This window comes from Phycisphaerae bacterium (assembly GCA_018003015.1).
GTDB lineage: Bacteria > Planctomycetota > Phycisphaerae > UBA1845 > PWPN01 > JAGNEZ01.
In genome coordinates this window covers 34507-54553 of sequence record JAGNEZ010000002.1, presented here as the reverse complement: position 1 = coordinate 54553, position 20047 = coordinate 34507, and the positions used below count along the sequence as shown (strand labels likewise).

At 64.5% G+C, this 20047-nt stretch carries 15 protein-coding genes; 5 read left to right on the top strand and 10 right to left on the bottom strand.

Features of this window, described 5'->3' with window-relative positions; all coding sequences use genetic code 11:
* Nucleotides 1-20: 20 nt before the first annotated feature.
* Nucleotides 21-1316 (bottom strand): DegT/DnrJ/EryC1/StrS family aminotransferase, encoded by a 1296-nt coding sequence (locus KA354_01110; GenBank protein ID MBP7933219.1) that lies wholly within the window; start codon nucleotides 1314-1316, stop codon nucleotides 21-23.
* Nucleotides 1317-1570: 254 nt separating this feature from the next.
* Here KA354_01110 and KA354_01105 point away from each other — a divergent pair, with 254 nt between their 5' ends.
* On the top strand, nucleotides 1571-3880 hold the full coding sequence (locus KA354_01105) for a VWA domain-containing protein (protein MBP7933218.1): 2310 nt from the start codon (nucleotides 1571-1573) through the stop codon (nucleotides 3878-3880).
* On the opposite strand, the gene KA354_01100 is transcribed toward KA354_01105, so the two are convergent.
* The 3 genes from KA354_01100 to KA354_01090 form a co-directional block, all read right to left on the bottom strand.
* Complete coding sequence (locus tag KA354_01100) at nucleotides 3870-5459, bottom strand: glycosyltransferase family 39 protein (protein MBP7933217.1); 1590 nt, start codon at nucleotides 5457-5459, stop codon at nucleotides 3870-3872. The genes KA354_01105 and KA354_01100 overlap by 11 nt on opposite strands.
* 48 nt (nucleotides 5460-5507) lie before the next feature.
* Nucleotides 5508-5699 carry a hypothetical protein gene (locus KA354_01095; GenBank protein ID MBP7933216.1) on the bottom strand — a complete coding sequence of 64 codons (192 nt, stop codon included), beginning with the start codon at nucleotides 5697-5699 and terminating at the stop codon, nucleotides 5508-5510.
* Nucleotides 5700-5775: 76 nt separating this feature from the next.
* Nucleotides 5776-7167 carry an SH3 domain-containing protein gene (locus tag KA354_01090; GenBank protein ID MBP7933215.1) on the bottom strand — a complete coding sequence of 464 codons (1392 nt, stop codon included), beginning with the start codon at nucleotides 7165-7167 and terminating at the stop codon, nucleotides 5776-5778.
* Between the two features lie 209 nt (nucleotides 7168-7376).
* Between KA354_01090 and KA354_01085 the strand changes: the two genes are divergently transcribed.
* Entirely contained in the window at nucleotides 7377-7796 is a 420-nt protein-coding gene (locus KA354_01085; GenBank protein ID MBP7933214.1) for an aminotransferase class IV, read from the top strand.
* Nucleotides 7797-7862: 66 nt separating this feature from the next.
* Here KA354_01085 and KA354_01080 read toward each other — a convergent pair whose 3' ends face one another.
* From KA354_01080 to eno, 4 genes are all read right to left on the bottom strand, one after another.
* A complete protein-coding gene (locus tag KA354_01080) occupies nucleotides 7863-9527 on the bottom strand; it encodes a DUF2961 domain-containing protein (GenBank protein MBP7933213.1) in 1665 nt (554 codons plus the stop codon).
* Between the two features lie 236 nt (nucleotides 9528-9763).
* Nucleotides 9764-10969, bottom strand: a complete 1206-nt coding sequence (locus tag KA354_01075) for a hypothetical protein (GenBank protein ID MBP7933212.1) — start codon at nucleotides 10967-10969, stop codon at nucleotides 9764-9766.
* A 518-nt stretch (nucleotides 10970-11487) separates the two neighbouring features.
* A complete protein-coding gene (locus KA354_01070; GenBank protein MBP7933211.1) occupies nucleotides 11488-12060 on the bottom strand; it encodes a septum formation initiator family protein in 573 nt (190 codons plus the stop codon).
* 219 nt (nucleotides 12061-12279) lie between these two features.
* Nucleotides 12280-13587, bottom strand: a complete 1308-nt coding sequence (gene eno / locus KA354_01065; GenBank protein MBP7933210.1) for a phosphopyruvate hydratase — start codon at nucleotides 13585-13587, stop codon at nucleotides 12280-12282.
* Nucleotides 13588-13807: 220 nt separating this feature from the next.
* Here eno and KA354_01060 point away from each other — a divergent pair, with 220 nt between their 5' ends.
* A complete protein-coding gene (locus KA354_01060) occupies nucleotides 13808-15814 on the top strand; it encodes a DUF2961 domain-containing protein (GenBank protein ID MBP7933209.1) in 2007 nt (668 codons plus the stop codon).
* Between the two features lie 3 nt (nucleotides 15815-15817).
* On the top strand, nucleotides 15818-16483 hold the full coding sequence (locus KA354_01055) for a methyltransferase domain-containing protein (protein MBP7933208.1): 666 nt from the start codon (nucleotides 15818-15820) through the stop codon (nucleotides 16481-16483).
* Between the two features lie 33 nt (nucleotides 16484-16516).
* Here KA354_01055 and KA354_01050 read toward each other — a convergent pair whose 3' ends face one another.
* Entirely contained in the window at nucleotides 16517-17440 is a 924-nt protein-coding gene (locus KA354_01050) for a glycoside hydrolase family 16 protein (protein MBP7933207.1), read from the bottom strand.
* A 264-nt stretch (nucleotides 17441-17704) separates the two neighbouring features.
* Between KA354_01050 and KA354_01045 the strand changes: the two genes are divergently transcribed.
* Nucleotides 17705-18307 (top strand): hypothetical protein, encoded by a 603-nt coding sequence (locus tag KA354_01045; GenBank protein ID MBP7933206.1) that lies wholly within the window; start codon nucleotides 17705-17707, stop codon nucleotides 18305-18307.
* Nucleotides 18308-19109: 802 nt separating this feature from the next.
* Here the strand turns inward: KA354_01045 and KA354_01040 are convergent.
* Entirely contained in the window at nucleotides 19110-20030 is a 921-nt protein-coding gene (locus KA354_01040) for a sugar phosphate isomerase/epimerase (protein MBP7933205.1), read from the bottom strand.
* Nucleotides 20031-20047 lie beyond the last annotated feature (17 nt).

The following is a 20047-nucleotide window of genomic DNA, read 5'->3' as shown; positions in this document are numbered from 1 at the left end:
CCACCTGTGGGATAGCGCACCTAGGCCGGCAACTCGGCCCGATGCTGGTAGATTTTCTCGAACGCGGTGGCGATATCGTCCATATCCGACCTTGGCCCCAGAAGCACGCTCTGATAGAGCCAGGCGCCTTCGGAGGATGAGGCGCGTTCGCACACCGGCAACGACACCTTGCGATAATCAAGGCCGGGATGGGTGTCAAGGGGAGCGGTGTAGGGGCCGAAGTCCTGGTTGGTGAACATCGGTTGGCGGTGCAGTGGCACGACGTAGCCGGGTGACGCGGGGATGCCTTCGGCTTCCAGGGCCTTCAGGAATCTCGCCCGAGGCACGCCGAAGACGGATTCGTCATACCGGAACACGAAGAGGTGGTAACCGTGTCGGGTCTCGCCCTTGCCGCGGGCCTGGGGCCTGATTCCCGGCACTCTGCTCAGACGTTCGTGCAGGTAGCGGCCGTTTTCTTCGCGTCGTCGGCACTGTTCTTCCAGCCGGTCGAGTTGGGCGTTGAGAATACCCGCCTGGAACTCGCCGAGGCGGTAGTTGCCGCCCATGTGATGATGATCGTACCAGGCCCCGCCGGGGACCCGCCCGCAGTTGTGGGCCGATTTGCAGGCCTCACACAGTCGATCATCGTTGGTCACGATGATCCCCCCCTCGCCGCAGCAGAGATTCTTGGATGACTGGAATGAGAATGAGCCAAGGTGGCCGATGGCGCCGACTCGTCGCCCCTTGTACTCCGCTCCGTGGGCGTGGGCGGCGTCTTCGATCACCAGCAGGTTATGCCGCTCGGCGATGGCCATGATCGCCTCCATATCGGCGGGCAGTCCGGCCAGATGCACGGGAATAATCGCCTTGGTACGCGGGGTGATGGCCTTCTCGAGCAGAGCGGGATCGATGTTGTAGGTATCCGGTTCCAGATCCACGAACACCGGGGTCGCGTTGGCCTCGAGGACCGCGCTGGCGGTCGCCAGGAAGGTGAACGGTGGAACGAGGACCTCGTCGCCGGCCCTGATTCCGCCGGCGATGAGGGCGAGGCGAAGAGACACGGTTCCGTTGACGACCGCGATGCCGTGTTTTGCGTTCTGGTATTCGGCGAACCGCCGTTCGAATGTGGCCGTCTCTTGCCCGTCGATCCTGCCCCACTTTCCGCTGTGCAGGACGCGGAGGAGGGCCTGCTCTTCGGGTTTCCCGTAGACCGGCCAAGGGGGAAAGGGGGTGGTGCGAACGGGTCTGCCGCCGCCGATCGCCAGATGCTTGCTCACTTCACTGTCCTCCTGGGAACGAGTGCTAACGCGGGTAAGCAACCGTATTCCCCGTAGCATACCCCCAAAACCGGTCCGAGAACAACACCCGGGCCGGAAGAGTTTCGACCGGGCCGTGGGCCTGGGGGCCCTGCCTTGGCGGCCGTGGCGTCCTGAAGGAGCGGGTCGGTGCCGAGCCCGGGGGCCGTGGCCTGGGCGGCTTCCGTCGCGAGTCGGTGGCGTTTCTCGCGCCCGCGGGAACTGGGTCCATCGGCCGGCGTCTAAGCCGATAGCTGAGAGGCCTGAATGCGGGGCTGGTCAAGAAGGAGACCCAGATGTCAGCATATCGAAGCGTTACGGGCTTGGGCGTCGTGATCGCAGCTGTCGCCGCCTGGATACCGGTGTTGCCGGCCCTGGGCGACGGGCTCATCATCATTGAGCGGCCGCCGATGCCGATCATCAGGCCGGGTCTTCCGCCGAGAGCTGCCCACTTTCCCCTGGAGGTCAAGAAGCACAACGTCGAGTGCAGCATCCGCGACACCGTCGGGGTGACGCGTGTGGATCAGGTCTTCCACAACCCGAATGCGCACATCCTCGAGGGCACCTACATGTTTCCGTTGCCGGAGACGGCCGCGGTACAGAAGTTCTCGATGTGGATGAATGGCAAGGAGGTGCATGGCGAGCTGCTGGATGCGGAGAAGGCTCGTGCGACCTACGAGGAGATCGTTCGCAACATGCGCGATCCGGCCCTGCTCGAGTACGTCGGATCCCGATTGTACAAGGCCCGGGTGTTTCCGATCCCGGCCAACGGTGACGTTCGCGTTGCCCTGGAGTATACCGAGACGATCGCGGTGAACGATGGTCTGGCGGTGTACCGTTATCCTCTCAACACCGAGAAGTTCAGTGCCAAGGACCTCGAGGACGTCAGCATCGTGGTGGATCTCAAGAGCGAGTTGCCCCTCAAGAACATCTACTGCCCATCGCACAACGCCACGGTCAGCCGCAAGGGCGACCGCGAGGCGCGCATCGGCTTCGAGGCCCACATGGTCAAGCCTGACCAGGACTTCATCATCCACTATCAGATGAGCCGGAGGGACTTTGGGCTGTCGGTGGTCAGTTACCGCCCGGCGGGCGAGGACGGCTACTTCATGGCGAGGATAGCCCCGCCGTTCGACGCCCCGGTCGGCAAGACGATTCCGAAGAACGTGTGTTTCGTCTTCGACACGTCGGGCAGCATGGCTGGCGACAAGATCATGCAGGCCAAGCGAGCCATGCGTTTCTGCCTGTCAAGTTTGAGGCCGGAGGACCGCTTCAACGTCATTTCCTTCGCCACGGAGACCCGGCTGTTCCGCGACTCGCTCATACCCGCCAACCGGCAGAACGTGGAAGCGGCCAAGGAGGAGGTTGAGCGGGTCGTTGCCGCCGGAGGCACGGACATCCACTCTGCCCTGCGTGAGGCCGTCAAGGCGGGAACCGAGGCTGACAAGGATCGCCCCTACATGATTGTCTTCATGACCGACGGAGAACCAACGGTTGGCGAGCGAGTGCCGGAGGTGATTCAGGCCAACGTGAAGGACCTGAACAAGGGGCGGTGCCGATTGTTTGTCTTTGGGGTTGGGCATAATTTGAACGCCAAGCTGCTGGATCGGCTTGCTGACGACAATCGGGGAGCCCGCGAGTACATCGACGAGAAGGAGGACATCGAGGTCAAGGTTTCGGGCTTCTTCAAGAAGGTCGCTGATCCGGTTCTGAGCGATATCGAGCTGCGGTTCGGCGGTGCCGAGGTAGCCGAGGTGTACCCGAAGGAGCTGCCCGACCTCTTCCATGGCGGGGAGATGGTGGTTTTGGGTCGCTACCGCAGGGCGGGCAGGCACGATGTGGTCATCCACGGCCAGCGGGGCAAGGACGCGGTGGTCTGGGAGTACCCGAGCGCGTTCGCGGACGGGAGGACGTCAAACGACTTCCTGCCGCGGCTGTGGGCCACGAGGAAGATTGGCTACCTGATGGACGATATCCGGCTCCATGGGGAGAACCGGGAACTGAAGGACGAGATCGTTCGGCTCGCCAAGCGCTACGCGATCATTACGCCCTACACGTCGTATCTAGTCATCGAGGACGAGAAGCAGATCACGATCGCGGGCGGGCGAAGCAGAGGGGGCGATGCGTTGTTGCCCGAGCTGCTGAACAGGAGCAGGAGGAGCAACGAGAGAGCGCGATCGGAGATCGATGCGGCCGGTTCGTTCTCGCGCGCGTCCAGCGGGCGAGTCGCTGTCGATGCCTCCAAGGAGGCCTTGGCCATGCGTTCGGCGAGTCCCGCCGGCGGCGCGTGGGGGACCTACGGCGGATTGGGGTTGGACGCCGGCGACAAGGGAGAGGGTATGGCCCTGATGATTCCGGCCGGGCCGGGCGAGAAGGAGGCCGGCACGAGCCCGGTTCGTTTGATCGGAAGCAAGACCTTCTACCGCGACGGGGAGCGGTGGGTCGACAGCGAGTATGATGCCAAGGCCGAGACTCAGAAGGTCAAGGCGTTCAGCGACGCGTACTTCAAGGTGCTGGGCGACAAGCCTGATCTGGGCAAGTATCTGGCTCTGGGCTCGCGTCTGGTGGTCGTGCTGAGCGGCACGGCCTACGAGGTCACCGAGTAGTCGCGGGCGCGTAGCGCTGGATGCTGACGCCCGACTCGTGGGCTGACGCCGTCGACGCGGACGGGGTGTACCGGTCCGGCAGGAGGGTGTGGAGGGCCTCGTCCATGGCCGGTTCGCGGCCGACGATCGGCGAGATCACGAAGAGTGCTCCGCGTTGACCGTTGCCACGAGGGCCGGTGTTGGCGGCGGCCCGAAGACGCTCCTGGAAGTGTGGATCGAGGGTCCGCGGCACCATGCGGTGCACCGGGGGTTGCCCGTGGTAGACCGGGTTGGCCGTGGTGAACAGCTGTTCTCCGGCGACGTTGTGGCCAAGGTAGTAGACGACTTCGTCCTCGAACAGAGCCGGATGGGTGACGATCATGTCGTCCGGTCCCAGTCGTTCGCTCAACCACGCGAAGGGGGCTTGGTCCGGGGGGCGCCGATCGGGTCCCCAGCAGACGTAGCCGACCCAGACTCCGGCGTAGCTCAAAGCGAGGGCCGCGCTGACGATGCCCAGGCCGACTCGCCCCGGTCGACGCGCAGCCGCGGCCCCGCCGACACTCATGAGCAACACCGCCGGGATCCAGGCGGGCAGCAGAGTGCGGATCGCGGTTCCGGGCGCGCTTGCGGTCCCGGCGATGACCAGGAGGCTGGTGTAAGTAGCGACGGCGGCCGCCAAGGCAAGCGTCTGGCGGCGGGTTTGCTGGAGGAACAAGCCGGCCACGGCGAGGATTGCGGGGGCCGCGATCAGCCAGCGTTCGAGTCCGAAGAGGGCCCACCTTCTCAGGGGTGGCCCGCCGACCAGATCACAGAACCGCAAGGGGTCGATTCCGAAGAATGCCTCGAGGAGACCGGCGATTCGTGAGCCAGTCAGGGGTGGCACCCACCAGCTGCTGTCTGCGGCATGGATCGGCGCCCAGTGACGGGCGAGGCAGATCACCGGGACGACAGCCGCCAGCCACAGGACAGGTGCCGGCCACCACAGGAGGCGGCGGCGGGCGGGGCCCTCGGATCGGACCAGGAGGTAGACGACCACCATTGGGCAGACCAGGAGCCCGGCGACGTGGCAGTGGGCGGCCAGCAGGGCACTGACGGCCAGAAGCAGCAGCGATCGGTAGCCGCGTTCGCCTCGAGCGGCGTTTTCGGCGAACCAGAAACATGCCGCTGTCGCCAAGGCGAGGAAGCTGTAGGATCGGATTTCCTGGCTGTAGTGAAGGAGGACGTGGGAGAACGCGCTCAGCAGTCCGGCGATCCACCCGCTTCCCTTTCGGATTCGTGCCGCGGTCGCCATGACCACGCCGACCGTGGCCACGCCCGCCAGCACCGGAAGGAGGCGGAACTCGAGTTCGGAACTGGCCACGAGCGACCAGAGCTTGAACGCCAGGAAACCCAGCGAGGGACTATCTTCCACCCAGGGCAGCTTGGCCAGGAGCTCCCACCAGGGTGCCCGAGCGTGAATCAGGGTGATGGCTTCATCGCGCCACACCTGGGTGCTGGTGACGCCGAGGAGGCGCCACACGAGGGCGAGGGCAAGCACGGAAGCCGCCGACGCCCACACCGCGACGGCGTGTTTCGGATGATGGCTGCTCTCGGTTGACATGAAACCGGCGGACGCACGCGGAGGAGCACAAGCCGGTCCGCGGCCATTCTAGAAGGACAGACTACTGCCGCTGATGTTGAGCCAGTGGCTCAGGACGGTGCGGACGTAATCATTGGCGGCACTGGAGAGGATTCCACCCACGACCTGGGCGGCCATTGTGTTGCAGCTACTCTGGAGAAGAATGCCGCCCGCGGCCATCCAGGCCAGGTAACGCTTCTTGCGGAACAATCGTGCGACCACACACACCTCGCTTGTCTTACGAACGGACGGCTGCGCCGGCACCGGGCGGGCTATCCGCTGAGTGTTGGGGATACGGTTACTTCGCGGCACCCGTTGTGGGCCGCATGGTGGTTCGCGTGGGCTCCGAAGTCGACGGCACGGGCATGACCGTGGACCTGGTCGGCGCGGCGGCGGGGTCCTGGACGGTGATTTCCCGAACCACGAAAACGGGCACCGGCGGGAGCGTGTTCTGCAGGAAGCGCTGTTCGCTGGCCCGGATGCCCACGTACTTGCCGTAGTAGTGGACTGGATCGATCGGGCTGCCAGCCGGCACCTCGATGTAGGCCAAGGTGCGATCGGTCTTCGGATCCACCACCCGCCACCGCTTTGGCCGGTTGGACGAACCGTCGTACAAGCCGCTCACCCGGATCTCGCCGCGCACCGCGATCTCGTCTGGCGGAGGGGCGGGCTTGACGGTGATCTTCGCTCGCTCGCGTGCGATCCGCTCGGCATCGGTCAGGGCCCGGTCCTTGAGCTCGCGCATTTCGCGGACCGCGGCGACCAGTTCGATCATCCGCTGGAGCTGGGTGATGCGGTACTTGCCGTAGGTTTGGGCGGTCAGGTCTTCGGACTGGTCGGCCAGCGGCTGAATCTTCTTGATGATCGGCTCGTACCTGCGCTGATCGACCGGCTTGACGGTCTCGGCCGCGATCTCGGCCTCGATGGCCGTGATTTCCATCTGGTACTTCCCCACACCGGTTTCAGGCTCCGCGGGAGCCGTCGTGGGTCTTGGCTTCTCGAGCCGGGGCTGGCCGCCGTCGAGCGTCACCTTACCGGTTGTTGCTTTTTCGCCGGCCAGTTCGCCCGGCCGGACGGTTTCGATCTTGGCGGGCCTGGTAGCCACCTCGTCGTCCAGCCGGCCGGTGCGGTCGACCAGATCGCCCTTGATCCACAGGGTGGCGCCCGGCGGCGGCTCGATCTTGTAGAAACCGCCGTCGGCGCTCTCGCCGATGATCTTCACCCGGTCGCCCTTGACGAGCTTGATCTGCTTGGCGTACTTGCGGTCGTTGAGATTGCTGCCCGCGAAGACCTGAGCGGTATCGTTCAGCACGCCGACCTGATCGTCTGCGGTCGGGCGATCGACGCGGGTCTTCTCGACAAGGCTGTAGGTTCCAGCAGGTGGCATAATCTCCAGCCATCCGAAAACCGAGCCCAAGACAGTGACCTCGTCTCCGCGATTCAGCTTGGTGACCGGGTAGTAGCTTGCGTCATACCCGCTGCGGACGTAGACGTCGTTGCCCCGCACGCGGCCGGTCTTGGATTCACCGGCGGTTGTTTCGGCCGCGGGTTTCGTGGCCGGCGGAGCGGTCTCGGCCGCAGGCTTGACCTCGGCCGCAGGCTGGGTCGTCGCCTGAGCCCACGCGGCGGTCGCGAATGCAGACAGTACGATCCAGCACGTCCATGCAACCTGCTGTCGACAAGCGTTCATGATTCCATTCCTCAACAATCCGTGGCGGGTCCGCAGCCGCACCGAGGCGAAGGTCCGGGCCGCGCAACTCTCCTCCCGGGCGAATCTTGTGCCAACGACCGAGGGACGGGGCCGACTACCGCGCCGTGCCGGCACCCACGTGCACACTCGTCATTGGCTGTCCAGGCTATGGAAACTACCCTCCAAGGGTGATAATGTCAACGAGAAACGTGAGGATCCGAAGTGTCCAAGCCGCGGTGAATCTGCCGGTCGAAGCGGTCCTGGCCCGTGTGGCCGCCCGCCGCCGGCCGGTCGTGCTGGACAGCGTCGGTACGCGGGCCCCGGAGGGACGTTTCACGATCGCGGCGTTCGACCCGGTCATGACGGTGGAATGGGGGTTACATGGCGTTACCCGGGCAGCCGTTCTGGAGCTGGCCGGGCAATTGGGCATTCCGGCTGAGGAGTGGCCCCGCACCATCAGGGATTTGCGACAAGCGGACGGAGTCTTCCTGACGAATGCGATCATGGAGGTGATACCGGTCACCCGGGTGGAGCGGAAAGCCATCGCCGGGGAGAGGCCCGGTCCGCTGACGCAGCGGCCAGCCTGGGCCTACCGGGAGCTCGTTCTTTCGACCGCCGCGGACTGTTGATGGGCCACCGGGCAGTTGGACGGATGCCGGCGAGGGTGCCATCGCCGGTCCCGCCGGTGTCGGCGGCTACTCTTTCGTGTACAGAATCGGCCGCTTGCGCCAGTCCTTGTCCTTGTCGAAGCCGTATTGCTCGACTCGGGGACGGCGTTCGCGGAGTCGAACGGACTCGAGGCCGAGGCAGTATCCCTCCGAGCGGTTACTTTTGCCGACGCACTCCAGCCGGAGCGTGTAGGTACCCGGCTCGGGCCAGAAGTCGAGCAGGTGGAATTCCCGGTCGATCAGTGTCTCTGCGTGGAAGTCCATCACCCCGCCGAGTTTCACCCCCTCCAAGGATGCCTGGTACCGGCCGTAGTCCGGGGCGCAGGTGACGTTGATCAGCAATCGGAGCGGCTCCTTGCGTTTGACCTCGAAGGGGACCTCGACGAAAGCACCGTCGGCCTTTTCGGGCCGGTAGAAGAGCTGCGGCTCGTCGAAGAGATCTGGGATCGGCTGGGGGCCGGCGTGGCCGTTGCCGTGGTACCTGGCATCGGTGAAGTTCCTGGCCAAGGCCACGACACGATCCAGGCTGGGCAGTCGCCGTTCGTTGGCGTTCGGGGCTCGGGCCGCGAAGGTCGGGGTTCCGGTCTGATACCAGAATGCGACGCTGGCGTAATCGTCCTCGCGTTCATTCCAGCTCATCCGCTTGTGGTCGGGGTTCTCATCTTCCGATATCCAGCTCTTGTGTTCGAGTGTGACCTTGATACCCGTGTTGAACACCAGCGGATCGCCGACATGCCAGCGATAGGCGGCGGTCATACTCCCGACGATCTCGAACTGATTGAAGTAGGGGACGCCGAAATAGGGCAGGCTGCAGTTTGCCAGCCCCATGGCGCAGCAGAAGAAGTCCTCGGTTCCTGTTCCCCAGATGGACGGTTTCGTCTCGCCATCGATGTAGATCTTCTCATCGCCCTCGCCGAACCACAGGGGGCTGCGGGTGCGAATCGCCAGGACGGTGCCGACGTAGTGTCCTTTGCCCCGGGTGTCGAGGATCACGTAGTCCTGGCTGCTGGTCTGGGGATACTCCTGGCGGTACTGGGCGTAGAAGTAGGGTGTGTCCTCCGGCAGGTTGTCCTTTTTGATCCAGTCGATGTTGTAATAGAGCAGAACCAGGGGGCGGTCGCTATCGTTAGCGATTTCGATGCGGGCCGATTTGCGGAAAGGCATGTGCCAGTAGCAGTTGTACGAATCGCCGCCCTCGACGGCCACGGGGACGCTGTTCACCTCGCGGCGTTTACCGAAGCAGCTGGCGAAGAAATCGCCGAACGGCGCTTCGACGCCGGGCCGCTCGCTTCCGTCCCAGTACATCCGCAGCAGGAATTCCTGGTGGTTCGCCCGGCCGGGCTTGTTGTCTCGCCTGGGCTGGGGTTCCAGAAACGTGAACCACATGTGGGTGACGAGCCCAGGGCCCTGGGCGTCGAGCAGAACGACCTGATCGCCGGGGGGCACGAGCCGGTTGTCGAAGTTGCTTTTCTCCTGCTCGTCGCCGAGGGGGTTGGCATGGGCATCATACTTGCCGTCGGAGCCTTGCCGGAACGAAGAGGTTGCCCTCATGCTTCTGCCCTGCACGGGGCGAGCGAGCTCCGACAACGCGCCCTGAGCCCAAGCCCAGGTCGCGAGCAGCAGGAACACGAGAGCCGACAGGAGGCGACGGCGCACCCGTCCGCCAGCGTGGTTGGTGTTGAGTGTGGGCATGGCGGGAAGCTACGCGAAGCCGCGCTCCCGGTCAATCGTCACGCGGGGCGGGTGGTCCGTGCAAGACAGCGGAGGCCACACGAAACCACCTTATAGGTCCAACACGATCTCGCGGCCGCTGCAGGGCCGGGGGAGGCTCGGCTGAGGCGGTGCCGGTCGGAAGCCCTTTGCACCTCGTGTCCAAGGGCGTCATCGGCGTCGAAGGTCGCGGGCGGCTGATCAGGACCGGGCGCGGTTCAGGACACGGCCAGTTCGGCGGTCCTCTTGCCCGGAGCCGCGCCGCCGGCCACCCAGTTGCGGAGGATGCCGAGGGTCTGGGGCCACTTGGTCGACAGACGGCGTTTCAGGAACGCGTGATACAGGGCGTCGATGCCCTCGATGAGGTTCCGCAGGTGCTCGACTCGGCTCTCGAACACCGTTTGCCGGTCGGCCCCGTCTTCCGGGTCGGGGAGTCGGATCGCGCTGAAGTTCATGGCGTCGCCGCGGACGGTCAACGCGTACACATCAGCATGGACGGCGACATGAAGCCCGGCCCGCACCGGCCGCTTGCCGCTCGCCAGGGCCGCGGAAGACTCGGGCAGGCGGGTGGGGCCGTCCGCGGTGATCGTGGTTGTGCCACTGACCCTGAAAGCGCACTCCATTTGGAGGCATCGCTCGAAGAGCACAGTCACCGGATGGCCCTGCGAGGTGGCCACGTCGGGTGACTCGACGTGAGAGGCGTACCACAGCCAGGTGAGCCACTCGGTTCCCAGGAAGTCGCGGCTCCGGGGCTCACCGGGGATGAGGGGGTCGTCCTGCTCGGCCGCTCCTTCCGGCGGCTTCACCAGGTGGGCTGGGCGAGCGTTATCCAGAGCGGAGCCCTCCCCGGCCTTGGTCGCCCACCGGCTGGCCAGTTCGCCAGCAGAAGCTGGCACCGCGCCGCGGTCGAAGGTGTGCCTGAAGAGGAGCAGGAAGCGGTCCACGGCCGAGGCCGCGGCGGTGCCGAGGTAGACTTCGTTCCGATTGAAATCCCAGTACACCGGCACCTGCTTCATTCGGCGAAAGGTCCCCGATTCCGCCTCGGCATCGGCGCGAGCGATCGCCTGGTCGCGAGCGTCCCGCCGCTCGATCTTGGACAGGAAGGGCCGGCCGCTTGCCTCAAGCATGGCCTGCTCATTCATTCGCTGGTAGCTACGGACCAGATCGGCCGGCGGCTTGTTCGTGTCGATGCGCAGGGCGAAATGCAGGCCGTCGCCCACTACGTTCTTGGACCATTCGAAGTGGGTATCGAGGAGGTGTTCACCGGTTACCCAGCCGAAGTGGGTCTTGTCTGTCGCTGTCTCGTCGCTCTGACCTATGGCGTGGGTTGTGAGCTTCTCCAGCAGAGACTCGTCCACCCGATCGAGGAGGCTTCCCTGGACGAAGAACCGTTTCAACGTCACTGCGCCGCTTGAAAACCCCATGGTCGCTAACCTCCCTTGTCAGCACAACCGTTGTGATCGCAGGGGGATGCTACGAACCCCGGCCGACGGGTGTCAAACAACCCAAGAACATCTCTGCCGTGTGCCCTGTGAATTGCTGCTTGAGGTCCGCGCCGGCCCGTGTCGCCAGAATGGGGCACCCTAATGCCCCGTTTTCCGCCAGCCGGGCTGGTTGCCGAGGGCCGGTGACGGTTCAATGAATTCTGTCACGATTGAGGCATATTCCCCATACCACAAACGATGGCGAGAGCCGACAATACGTGTGGATATGCGATCAAGCCGTGGGTCAAGGACCCAGCAGGCACGGACCAACGCCATCCTGGCAGCTACTCCACGACCCCCGACCGGCCGCCAGGATGGCACTTTTTCTGGGCCCGCTTCCCGCGTCCGCCGACGGCCGCATTCCGGGTATCCCCTCACCGCCGAGCATCGACTCCCCGTTGAGCGCATTAGCTGGTTATTGGAGGGATTGGAGACTGTAGCCCTGACGCCGGATGACATCAGGGCCGACCGGCCTTGCGTGGGGCCCGTCCGAAGACAGGTGTGTACAGGACGAAGGCGGCGAGGAGCAGGCCACCGGCCATCAGGAGGAAGAGAGAGCGATTGGGGGCCCGGCCGAACAGGTCTCGCCAAGGCCACGGGGGCAGCCAGTGAGACAGCGTGGCGACCCAGCGATCGAGCCCGTTGGGATCATCGGCCGAGGTGGCGAGGGGCTCCTCTGATCGAACGGTGTGAGCCGTGCTGAGTTCGTAGGGGGACCAGTGGATGACTTCTTCCCCTTCCGGGCGATAGTTGAGTTCGCGCCGGGCAATCCGTTCGTTGACCAGGGGATCGGCCAGCAAAGCCTCGATGCGAGCCTGGTTACGGGCAATCTGGTCCTTGAGTTCGGTGACCTGAGCGGCCATGGCTTGCTCTTCCTCGCGCAGTTGCTCGGTATCCATCCACATGGGCACGAGGACGCAGGGAATGAATATCGCCAGAGCCAGACCGGTCAGGACCCAGAACATGATGGGGTGGGCGGGCGGCTGGTACATCGCCGGACGGGAGTCCACCGGAAAGGGTTGGTCAGTCACGAGCGTACCTCCTTGTACACCATCGGCAGGAGGGGTCGAACCGGCCGAGAAAAGGAGTGACGGAGAGAACCATGCAAACCGTTAAGCTGCCCGCCGCTTGACTGCCGCCAGGCCTCCTCGGCCGATGGCCCCTGTCGGGCTTAACGCCCCGCGGCGTATCCGGCGCACCCGGGAGCGATTCTCACCTCACGTGCCCGTCACTCCTTCCCTGGGCGGTACTCATTTCCTCCAGAACTGCCCGCCGTACACGGCGTCCTCGCCCAGCTGTTCCTCGATCCGCAACAGCTGATTGTACTTGGCGATACGATCCGTGCGGCTGGCACTGCCGGTCTTGATCTGCCCGGCGTTGGTTGCCACGGAGATATCGGCGATGGTCGTATCCTCGGTCTCGCCACTGCGATGGCTGATCACCGCGGTGTAGCCGTTCCGCATGGCCAGGTTGATCGCGTTGAACGTCTCGGTCAGGGAGCCGATCTGGTTCACCTTAATCAGAATGCTGTTGGCCGTGTTTTCCCTGAGGCCGCGGGCCAGGCGTTTGACGTTGGTCACGAACAGGTCGTCGCCGACGAGCTGGATCTTGTCGCCCAGTTTGGCGGTCAGCCTAGCCCAGCCGGCCCAATCGTCCTCGGCAAGGCCGTCCTCGATACTGCGGATCGGCCACTTGCGGCACTTGTCCGCCCAGTAGTCGCTCAACTCATCGGAGCTAACGATCTTATCGGGAGCGGACTTGAAGAAGCAGTAGCCTTCCTTGCCCTTCTCCTTGGCTTCGTTGAACAACTCGCTGGTAGCCGGATCGAGGGCGAAGAAGATCTGCTCGCCAAGCTTGTAGCCGGCCTTCTCGACCGCGGTGGCGATGACCTCGAAGGCCTCGTCGTTGCTCTTGAGGTTGGGGGCGAACCCGCCCTCATCGCCGACGGAGGTGTTGTAGCCCTTCTTCTTGAGCACGGCCTTGAGGCTGTGGAAGATCTCGGTCCCCCAGCGCAGGCCCTCGCGGAAGTTGGGTGCGCCCCAGGGCTGGATCATGAATTCCTGGAAATCGACGTTGTTGTCGGCGTGCTTGCCGCCGTTCAGGATGTTCATCATGGGGACGGGCAGAATGTGGGCGGAGGCCCCGCCGAGATACCGGAAGAGGGGCAGACCGCTGGATACGGCTGCCGCTTTGGCCGCGGCCATGGACACGGCGAGGATCGCGTTGGCCCCGAGGACTCCCTTGTTGGGGGTTCCGTCCAGCTCGAGCATCTCCCGGTCGAGCTGCTCCTGATCGCAGGCATCCAGGCCGACCACGGCGTCGGCGATCTTGCTGTTGACGTTCTCGACGGCCTTGAGCGTACCCTTGCCCAGGTAGCGGGCCTTGTCGCCGTCGCGGAGTTCGACCGCCTCGTGCTCGCCGGTGGACGCCCCGGAAGGCACTGCCGCCTGGCCGGTGCACTCGTTGGCCAGCACCACGACGGCCTCGACCGTCGGGTTGCCGCGTGAATCCAGGATTTCGCGGGCACTGACATGGATGATTTCGGTCTCGGTAGACATAGCTCTTTTCGCCTCGAGTCAAAAACGCCTTGCGGCGATGCCGTTCGCGAGCCGGGAACATTCCGGCCAGATTGCCGCATACTCTAACGCGAGAAGAGGTTACGTCAAGCTGTGACCGGGTCTTCGCGACGTTGGCCGGTGATCCTGAGCCTCGAGGCTGCTTGCGTTTCCGATCCAACTGAGCACAATTCACGCTATCTTCACAGAAGGAGTTGGTCCCATGCTGAGATCGTTCGCGAACGGCTTCCTCGGAATGGCGTTAATGGCTTTGGTCTTGGCTGCGGGCCCCTTCAGAGCGGCGGCCCAGGCCGAGATTCGGCCGTCTGACGCCTTGTTCAGGTTCGGCTCGTGTCCAGGCCCTCAGTGGCTGGTGCAGGCCGGCTACTTCTCGAGCTATGATCGGACGGGCGGTAACAACGACGGCTTCGAGGGCACCTACTCAGCCCTATACCGGCTTGCGAACGGCGAGCACGTGATCGTCGATCTTGACGGTCCCGGCTGCCTTTACACTCTCTGGTTCACGGGCATCCACGAGGGCTATGAGTTGCCCATCGGGCAGATCCGCTTTTACCTCGATGGCGAGGACACGCCCCGAGCGGCGGTGGAGGCACGGGAGCTGTTTACCGGCGACCATCCCATGTTCCCGGCCCCGCTTGTAGCCAACGACTACATCGCCACGGGTGGGAACGTCGCGTATGTACCCATCCCCTTCCAGCGACGCTTGATTATCACCACGGAGAAGCTGGCCGGTTTCTACAATGCCTTCCATCACCGTTTTCCCCCCGGCACGCGGGTTCAGACCTGGACCGGCAAGGAGGATCTGACGGCGGCGATTGCGGCCTGGGACGCGGTGGGGGCACCGCCCGCCCGCTCGTCCGGCATGAAGTGGTACCGGGGCGCGGTCGGGGTCGCGGGCAATGAACGTCGCGACAAGCCCAAGGTGGCCGAGCTGCTGAACCTCCAGACGTCGGGGATGATCCGGGCCATTCGCCTCAACCCCGGCCAGCCGCAAGCTGGGTTCAACCTGAACCACCTCTGGCTCAAAATCTGGTGGGATGGCCAGGAGAAGCCCTCGGTTGATGTTCCTCTTGGACCGTTTTTCGGCAGTGCCCTGGGCGAGACGGCGGTTCGCTCGCTGGCGATCGGCATGAGCTCCAGCGGCCCGTATTACTGCTATCTGCCCATGCCGTTTCGCAAGGCGGCCAGGATCGTCCTCGAGAATCACCAGTTCAGCTCGATCAACGGGATTCACTACGAGATCGCGGTCAGTGATTTGCCTGCCCGCGGGGAGGACTGCCCGCCCGGGCTGTTCACGGCCGTCTACCATCGTGAATGGCCCACGACCGCAGGAAAGGACCATCTGATCCTGCACTTCGACGAAGGGCGTGGTCTCTACCTGGGCCACTGCCTCATGGTGCAGCCCTATGCGGCCGACAACAAGCAATGGTGGGAAGGCGACCTGCGTGTCTGGCCGGACCGTCGGCGGCACCCGATCCTGAATGGCACCGGCCACGAGGACGAGTTCCTTGGCGGCTGGTCCAACCGCTGGCTGGAGGGTCCCTACTCGCTCCCGCTTCACGGCCTGCCCGCAGTCGACCTGTTCCGCGAGCGAGCTGACGGCCAGTGGAACGGAGCGATCACCGCCTATCGCTTCTTCGCGGGTGGAATCCCGTTTCGATCGGGCATCAAGGTCAGCACGGAGCATGGCCTGAACAACGTGGTTGTCACGAACTACGCCAGCGTGGCCTACTGCTACCTCGATGATCAGCCGGGCATGGTCCCGACCGACATGCTCGAGCTCGGTAACGGTTCCAGCGAGCAGTCCCACACCTACCGAGCCGAGGGGGGCGAATCCGTGGCCGGAGCCAAGGCGACTTTCACGGGAGATGAGAGCGATCCGGCCTCGCTCACGTTGCAGGTGGACGGCCGCAAGGGGGCGACCGAGGAGTCCTTCACGATGAAGATCGACCCGGCCAACAAGGGTGTGTTGCTCCGGCGGTTGTACCTCCAATCGGAAGGTCGGCACCGTGCCCGCGTGAGCGTAGATGATTCGCCGGTCGGTTTCATGGGTACGCCGGACGACTGCAAGGTCGATCGCTGGCGTGAGGAGGATTTCATCCTGCCCCCGCCGTTGACCGCGGGCAAGGACAAGCTCGCCATCCGCATTGAGGTCGAAACCGGCTCCTGGAACGTATTCGGCTACCAGGCGTGGTCCATACGGGGGTAGAGGATGCTTCCGCGTCAGCCGGAACCGGAGTACATGGATTTGCCGGAGGAGGCCGAGGCGTATGCCCGGGCGGATTTCTCCGAGGTCAATCAGGCGTTCGTCGATCGGCTGGTCGAATGGGCCGGTCCATGCCGCCAAGCCCGAGCCCTGGATCTGGGCACCGGTCCGGCCGACATTCCCATGCGTCTGCTGGAGCGCCGGCCGCACTGGAGAGTCGTGGCGGCAGACGCCTCGCTGGCCATGCTCAAGCTCGCTGTTTCCGGGATTCGAGATCGCGGGTTGAGTTCGTCACTCGTTCTGGTGCTTGGGGACGCCAAGCGGCTGCCTCTGGCCTCAAAGAGCTTTGACGTGATCTTCTCCAACAGCATCCTCCATCACATCAGCGCGACGGAGGACCTATGGTGGGAGGTGAAGCGGCTGGCTCGCCCAGGGGCGGTGGTTTTCGTTCGCGACCTTGCTCGCCCGGCGACCGCTGAGGCCGCCCGGTGCATCGTCGAGCGGCACGCGGGCCAGGAGTCGCCCCTGCTGCAGGAGGCGTACTACCGCTCGCTTCTGGCAGCCTACACGCCTGATGAGGTGCGTTCCCAGCTGGCCAAGGCGGGTCTGGGTTCTCTCCAACTCCAAATGATCACTGACCGGCATATGGATATCGCCGGCCGTTGTTCCTGACCGCCCCTCCTTATTCTCAGGCGTTAGGGGACCTCACTTTGGTGCTGCCGCAGCGGGGGTGCTTGGCGGCTTGGTGTCGCTCGGCGTGCTCGCTGGGGTTCGCGGTGAACGATCCACCTTCCCATCCGCGGGCTGGTACACCCGCACATAATCGATGCAGAACTGCTGCGGGAACGCGCTTTCGTCGATACCCTTCTGCCCGCCCCAGGCTCCCCCGATGGCCAGGTTCAGAATGAGGTAGTGGTCCTTGTCGAAGGGCCAGGCGTCCGTGCCGCTTCTCTCGTTGCGATAGGTAAAGTACTTCTTCTCATCGACGAAGAAGCTCATCTTCTCCACGTCCCACTCCACGGCATACACGTGGAACGTCTCCGAGGCGTCACGGATGGTGATCTTGTCGCCCTTGCCGTTGCCCTTGGTGTGGTTGTACTTCTGGGTATGAACGTTCGCATGAATCACGCCCGGCTCGAAGCCGACGAACTCCATGATGTCGATCTCTCCGCACCTGGGCCAGCCCACTTCGCGGATATTCGTCCCGAGCATCCAGATCGCCGGCCAGGTGCCGCGCGCGGTCGGCATCTTGGCCCGCACTTCGACCCGCCCGTGCGTCCAGGCGGCCTTGCCCTTGGTGATCAGGCTGGCCGAAGTGTACTCCGCGAACTCCTGACCTCGACGGCTCCGGCTGCCAGATCCGGCCTCTGGTCTGAAATCGGGGTTCTTCCACTTCTCCCGGCGACCCTCGATTACCAGGCGGCCGTCCTCGACGCGTGCGTTCTCACTTCGGGCACGGGTATAGAACTGGGCCTCGTTGTTGCGCACGAAACCCACCTCGTAGTCCCATTTCTTCGCGTCCGGCAAGCCGGGCTTGTCGAACTCGTCGGACCACACCAGTTTCCATTCCGCCCCGAGAGCAGGGTTAACCGCGACGACGGCGAGGCAAAGCCCAATCAAGCACTTCATCGACCGCTCCTCCAGCATTGCGCCAATTGACTCCCGCTGAGATGACACTATACGCGCAACCGGCCCGGATACGCCAGCGAGACCCCGTCGAAGCCGCGACCCCTCCCCCGTGCCTCCGACACCGGAAGAGAGTACCATGCGACCCGGCGTTGCCGCCCGACCGGGGCGACATCGGTACCCGGCATTGCCGGGAGACAGGTCTGGCCGGGCCCGATGGCATGCCGGGCCGTTCGGTGACCCGCCCCGGCGAAGAGGAGCGTCCTGATGAACCGGAACGTAGAGACTGCCGCAGGGTTGGCTGTACTCGCCCTGTTGCTCGCCGGGTGTTCGGCCGGGCCCCCGCCGGTGCGAGACAGCGTCGATCTCGGAATCCCGGATCGCGGCTGGGATCCGAACCGACCGGACAAGACCGTCGGATGGTGTGGCGAGACCTGTATTCAGATGGCCATGGGCTTTTTTGGCAAGGAGGTGTCACAAGTCGCGATCAACCGGGCCGGCCGGCCGGCGCAGCCTGACCTCTACGAGAACGACATCGAGAAAGCCCTCGAATCCCTGTCGGTCGCGTACGTAACCTGGGACCGCTCCCACCATGACGCGGACGCCTGTGTCGCCTGGATCGTTGAGCAGCTCCGCCGCGGCTACCCCTTGATCTGTGGGGTCAAGATCTACCCGGATGAGAACCCCACCTGGCTCGTCGATCATTTTGTCCTGGCCGTCGGATTCAGCCCCCAGGGCCTGCTCGTCAACACCAACACCGACGGTCAGCAGCGGGTGGCGTTTGCGCAGCTGGTTTCACGTCACGATGGTCTGTCGCTGCGGAACCACCGCGACGAGTACTACGTATGGGCGATCACCGGCCTCCGGTGAGCACCACGGCCGTGCGACAGACGCGTGCCCAGAGACTGGTCGCACGGTTTTCGCGAAAGCCGCGTGATGACGCGCCTTCGGCTTGCCGTGTGGTCGGCGAGGGTGACGTGGTCCTGTCGGATGACGGTGTCGGTCAGGGATGCAGGGGGACCGTCATGCCGGCCGACTTGAGCTGGGCGCGCTGCCCCCTTAGCATGATCTCGGCCTGGAGGTGCTCGATGACCCCTCGCGCGATGCGACTGTGCATTTACGTTGCCGGACTGATGTCCGTCCATCCCCTGGTCATGCACGGCCAGGATGCTCCGCCTCGCCGCCACCGGCCGGGCGATGTCATCCCCAAACTGGAGTTCACCAGCGTTGAAGGTATGGTGGTGACCACCCGGCCGCCGGACGGCAGATTCCTGCTGCTCCTCGCGTGGGACATGAGAAGCCCGCAAATCGACGCGTTGGCCAAGTCGTCTCTCATGCTGTTCCGGCGATTTCACGACCGAGGGCTGGAGGTGCTCACGCTCTGCCGGGCAAACTCGGAGGATGACATCCTGAACCTGGCCGCTCGATGGCAACTGCCCTGGCCGATCGTTTCGGACAGCGGCGACCTCCGTCCCAGCCGCAGGTTGGCTGTTCGGGCGATACCGGCGAGTCTGCTTGTCACCCTGGACGGTCGGGTGGTTGCGGTTGATCTCGAGGGCGAGCGGGCGCACGCCATCGTGGCCGAGGGGCTGAAGGTGTCCCTGGATCATGTTCCCATGCCCAGGGAGCCCAGTCCCCTCCAGAAGCCTCCGGAAGGCAGATCCCCCCCGACTCAGAGCGTTTCGAGGAAGGCCCGGGCTTTCCTGGCCTCCTCGAGCAGTCTGGGCAGGTCGCCCCGAGTCAAGGTCTCGACAATGAGCGGCCCGTGGGTGAAGCCGCCCTTCTTGAGCCGGTCCATCACCGCGAGGAAGTTCACCTGGCCGCTGCCCGGCGTCACATCGACGTTCTTGGGGTGCCGGTAGTCCTTGACGGACATGCCGACGACGAGGCCGTCGACCGTCGCGGCATCATCGATCGGATCGAGCCGCCCGTCCGAGTAGTAGAGGATGTTCCCCGGATCGTACCACAGGCGGAAGTTGCGGTGGCCGACGCTTTCGATGGCTTTTCGGCATTGCGGCCCGGTGGCATTCAGCCCGCCGTGCGGCTTGACGCTGATGCCGACCTTCTTATCGGCCGCGTAGTCGCAGCATTCGGCGATGGCCTTGTAGTAGGCTGTGTAGAGCCTCTGGTCACCGATGCCGCCCATCATCAGGTTACCCACTCGGGCGGCGGCGCAGTTGTCGATGAGCCGCCGGAGGGCGTTGATGCCGGCCTCCAGGGATTCGTGGACAGGAATATCCCCGCCGTAGACGGACGGCGCGATCAAGCCCCGTTTAGCGACTTCCCGGCCGATGGCTTCGGCCTCCTCCACCCTGTTTGCCGCGGAGATCACCAGTGGTGGCTGGGCCTTGGTTGTCATCAGCCCAACGTACTTGAAGCCGGCCTCGGCGATGGCGTCGAGTGCGACCCTGTAGTCATGCTGGTCCCAAGGCCGGGTGTAGCAGCCGATCTGCCAGGCCTTTTTGGGGGGATTCGCGGGCATTGGTCTTCCGCCAAGCGGGCCGGTTTCCGAACAGCCGACCGCCAGGAAGGCCCCGGCAGCGGTCGCGCCCTTCAAGAAGTCTCTCCGCCCCAATCGATCTGTTGCCTCCATGGTCGATGTCTCCCGAC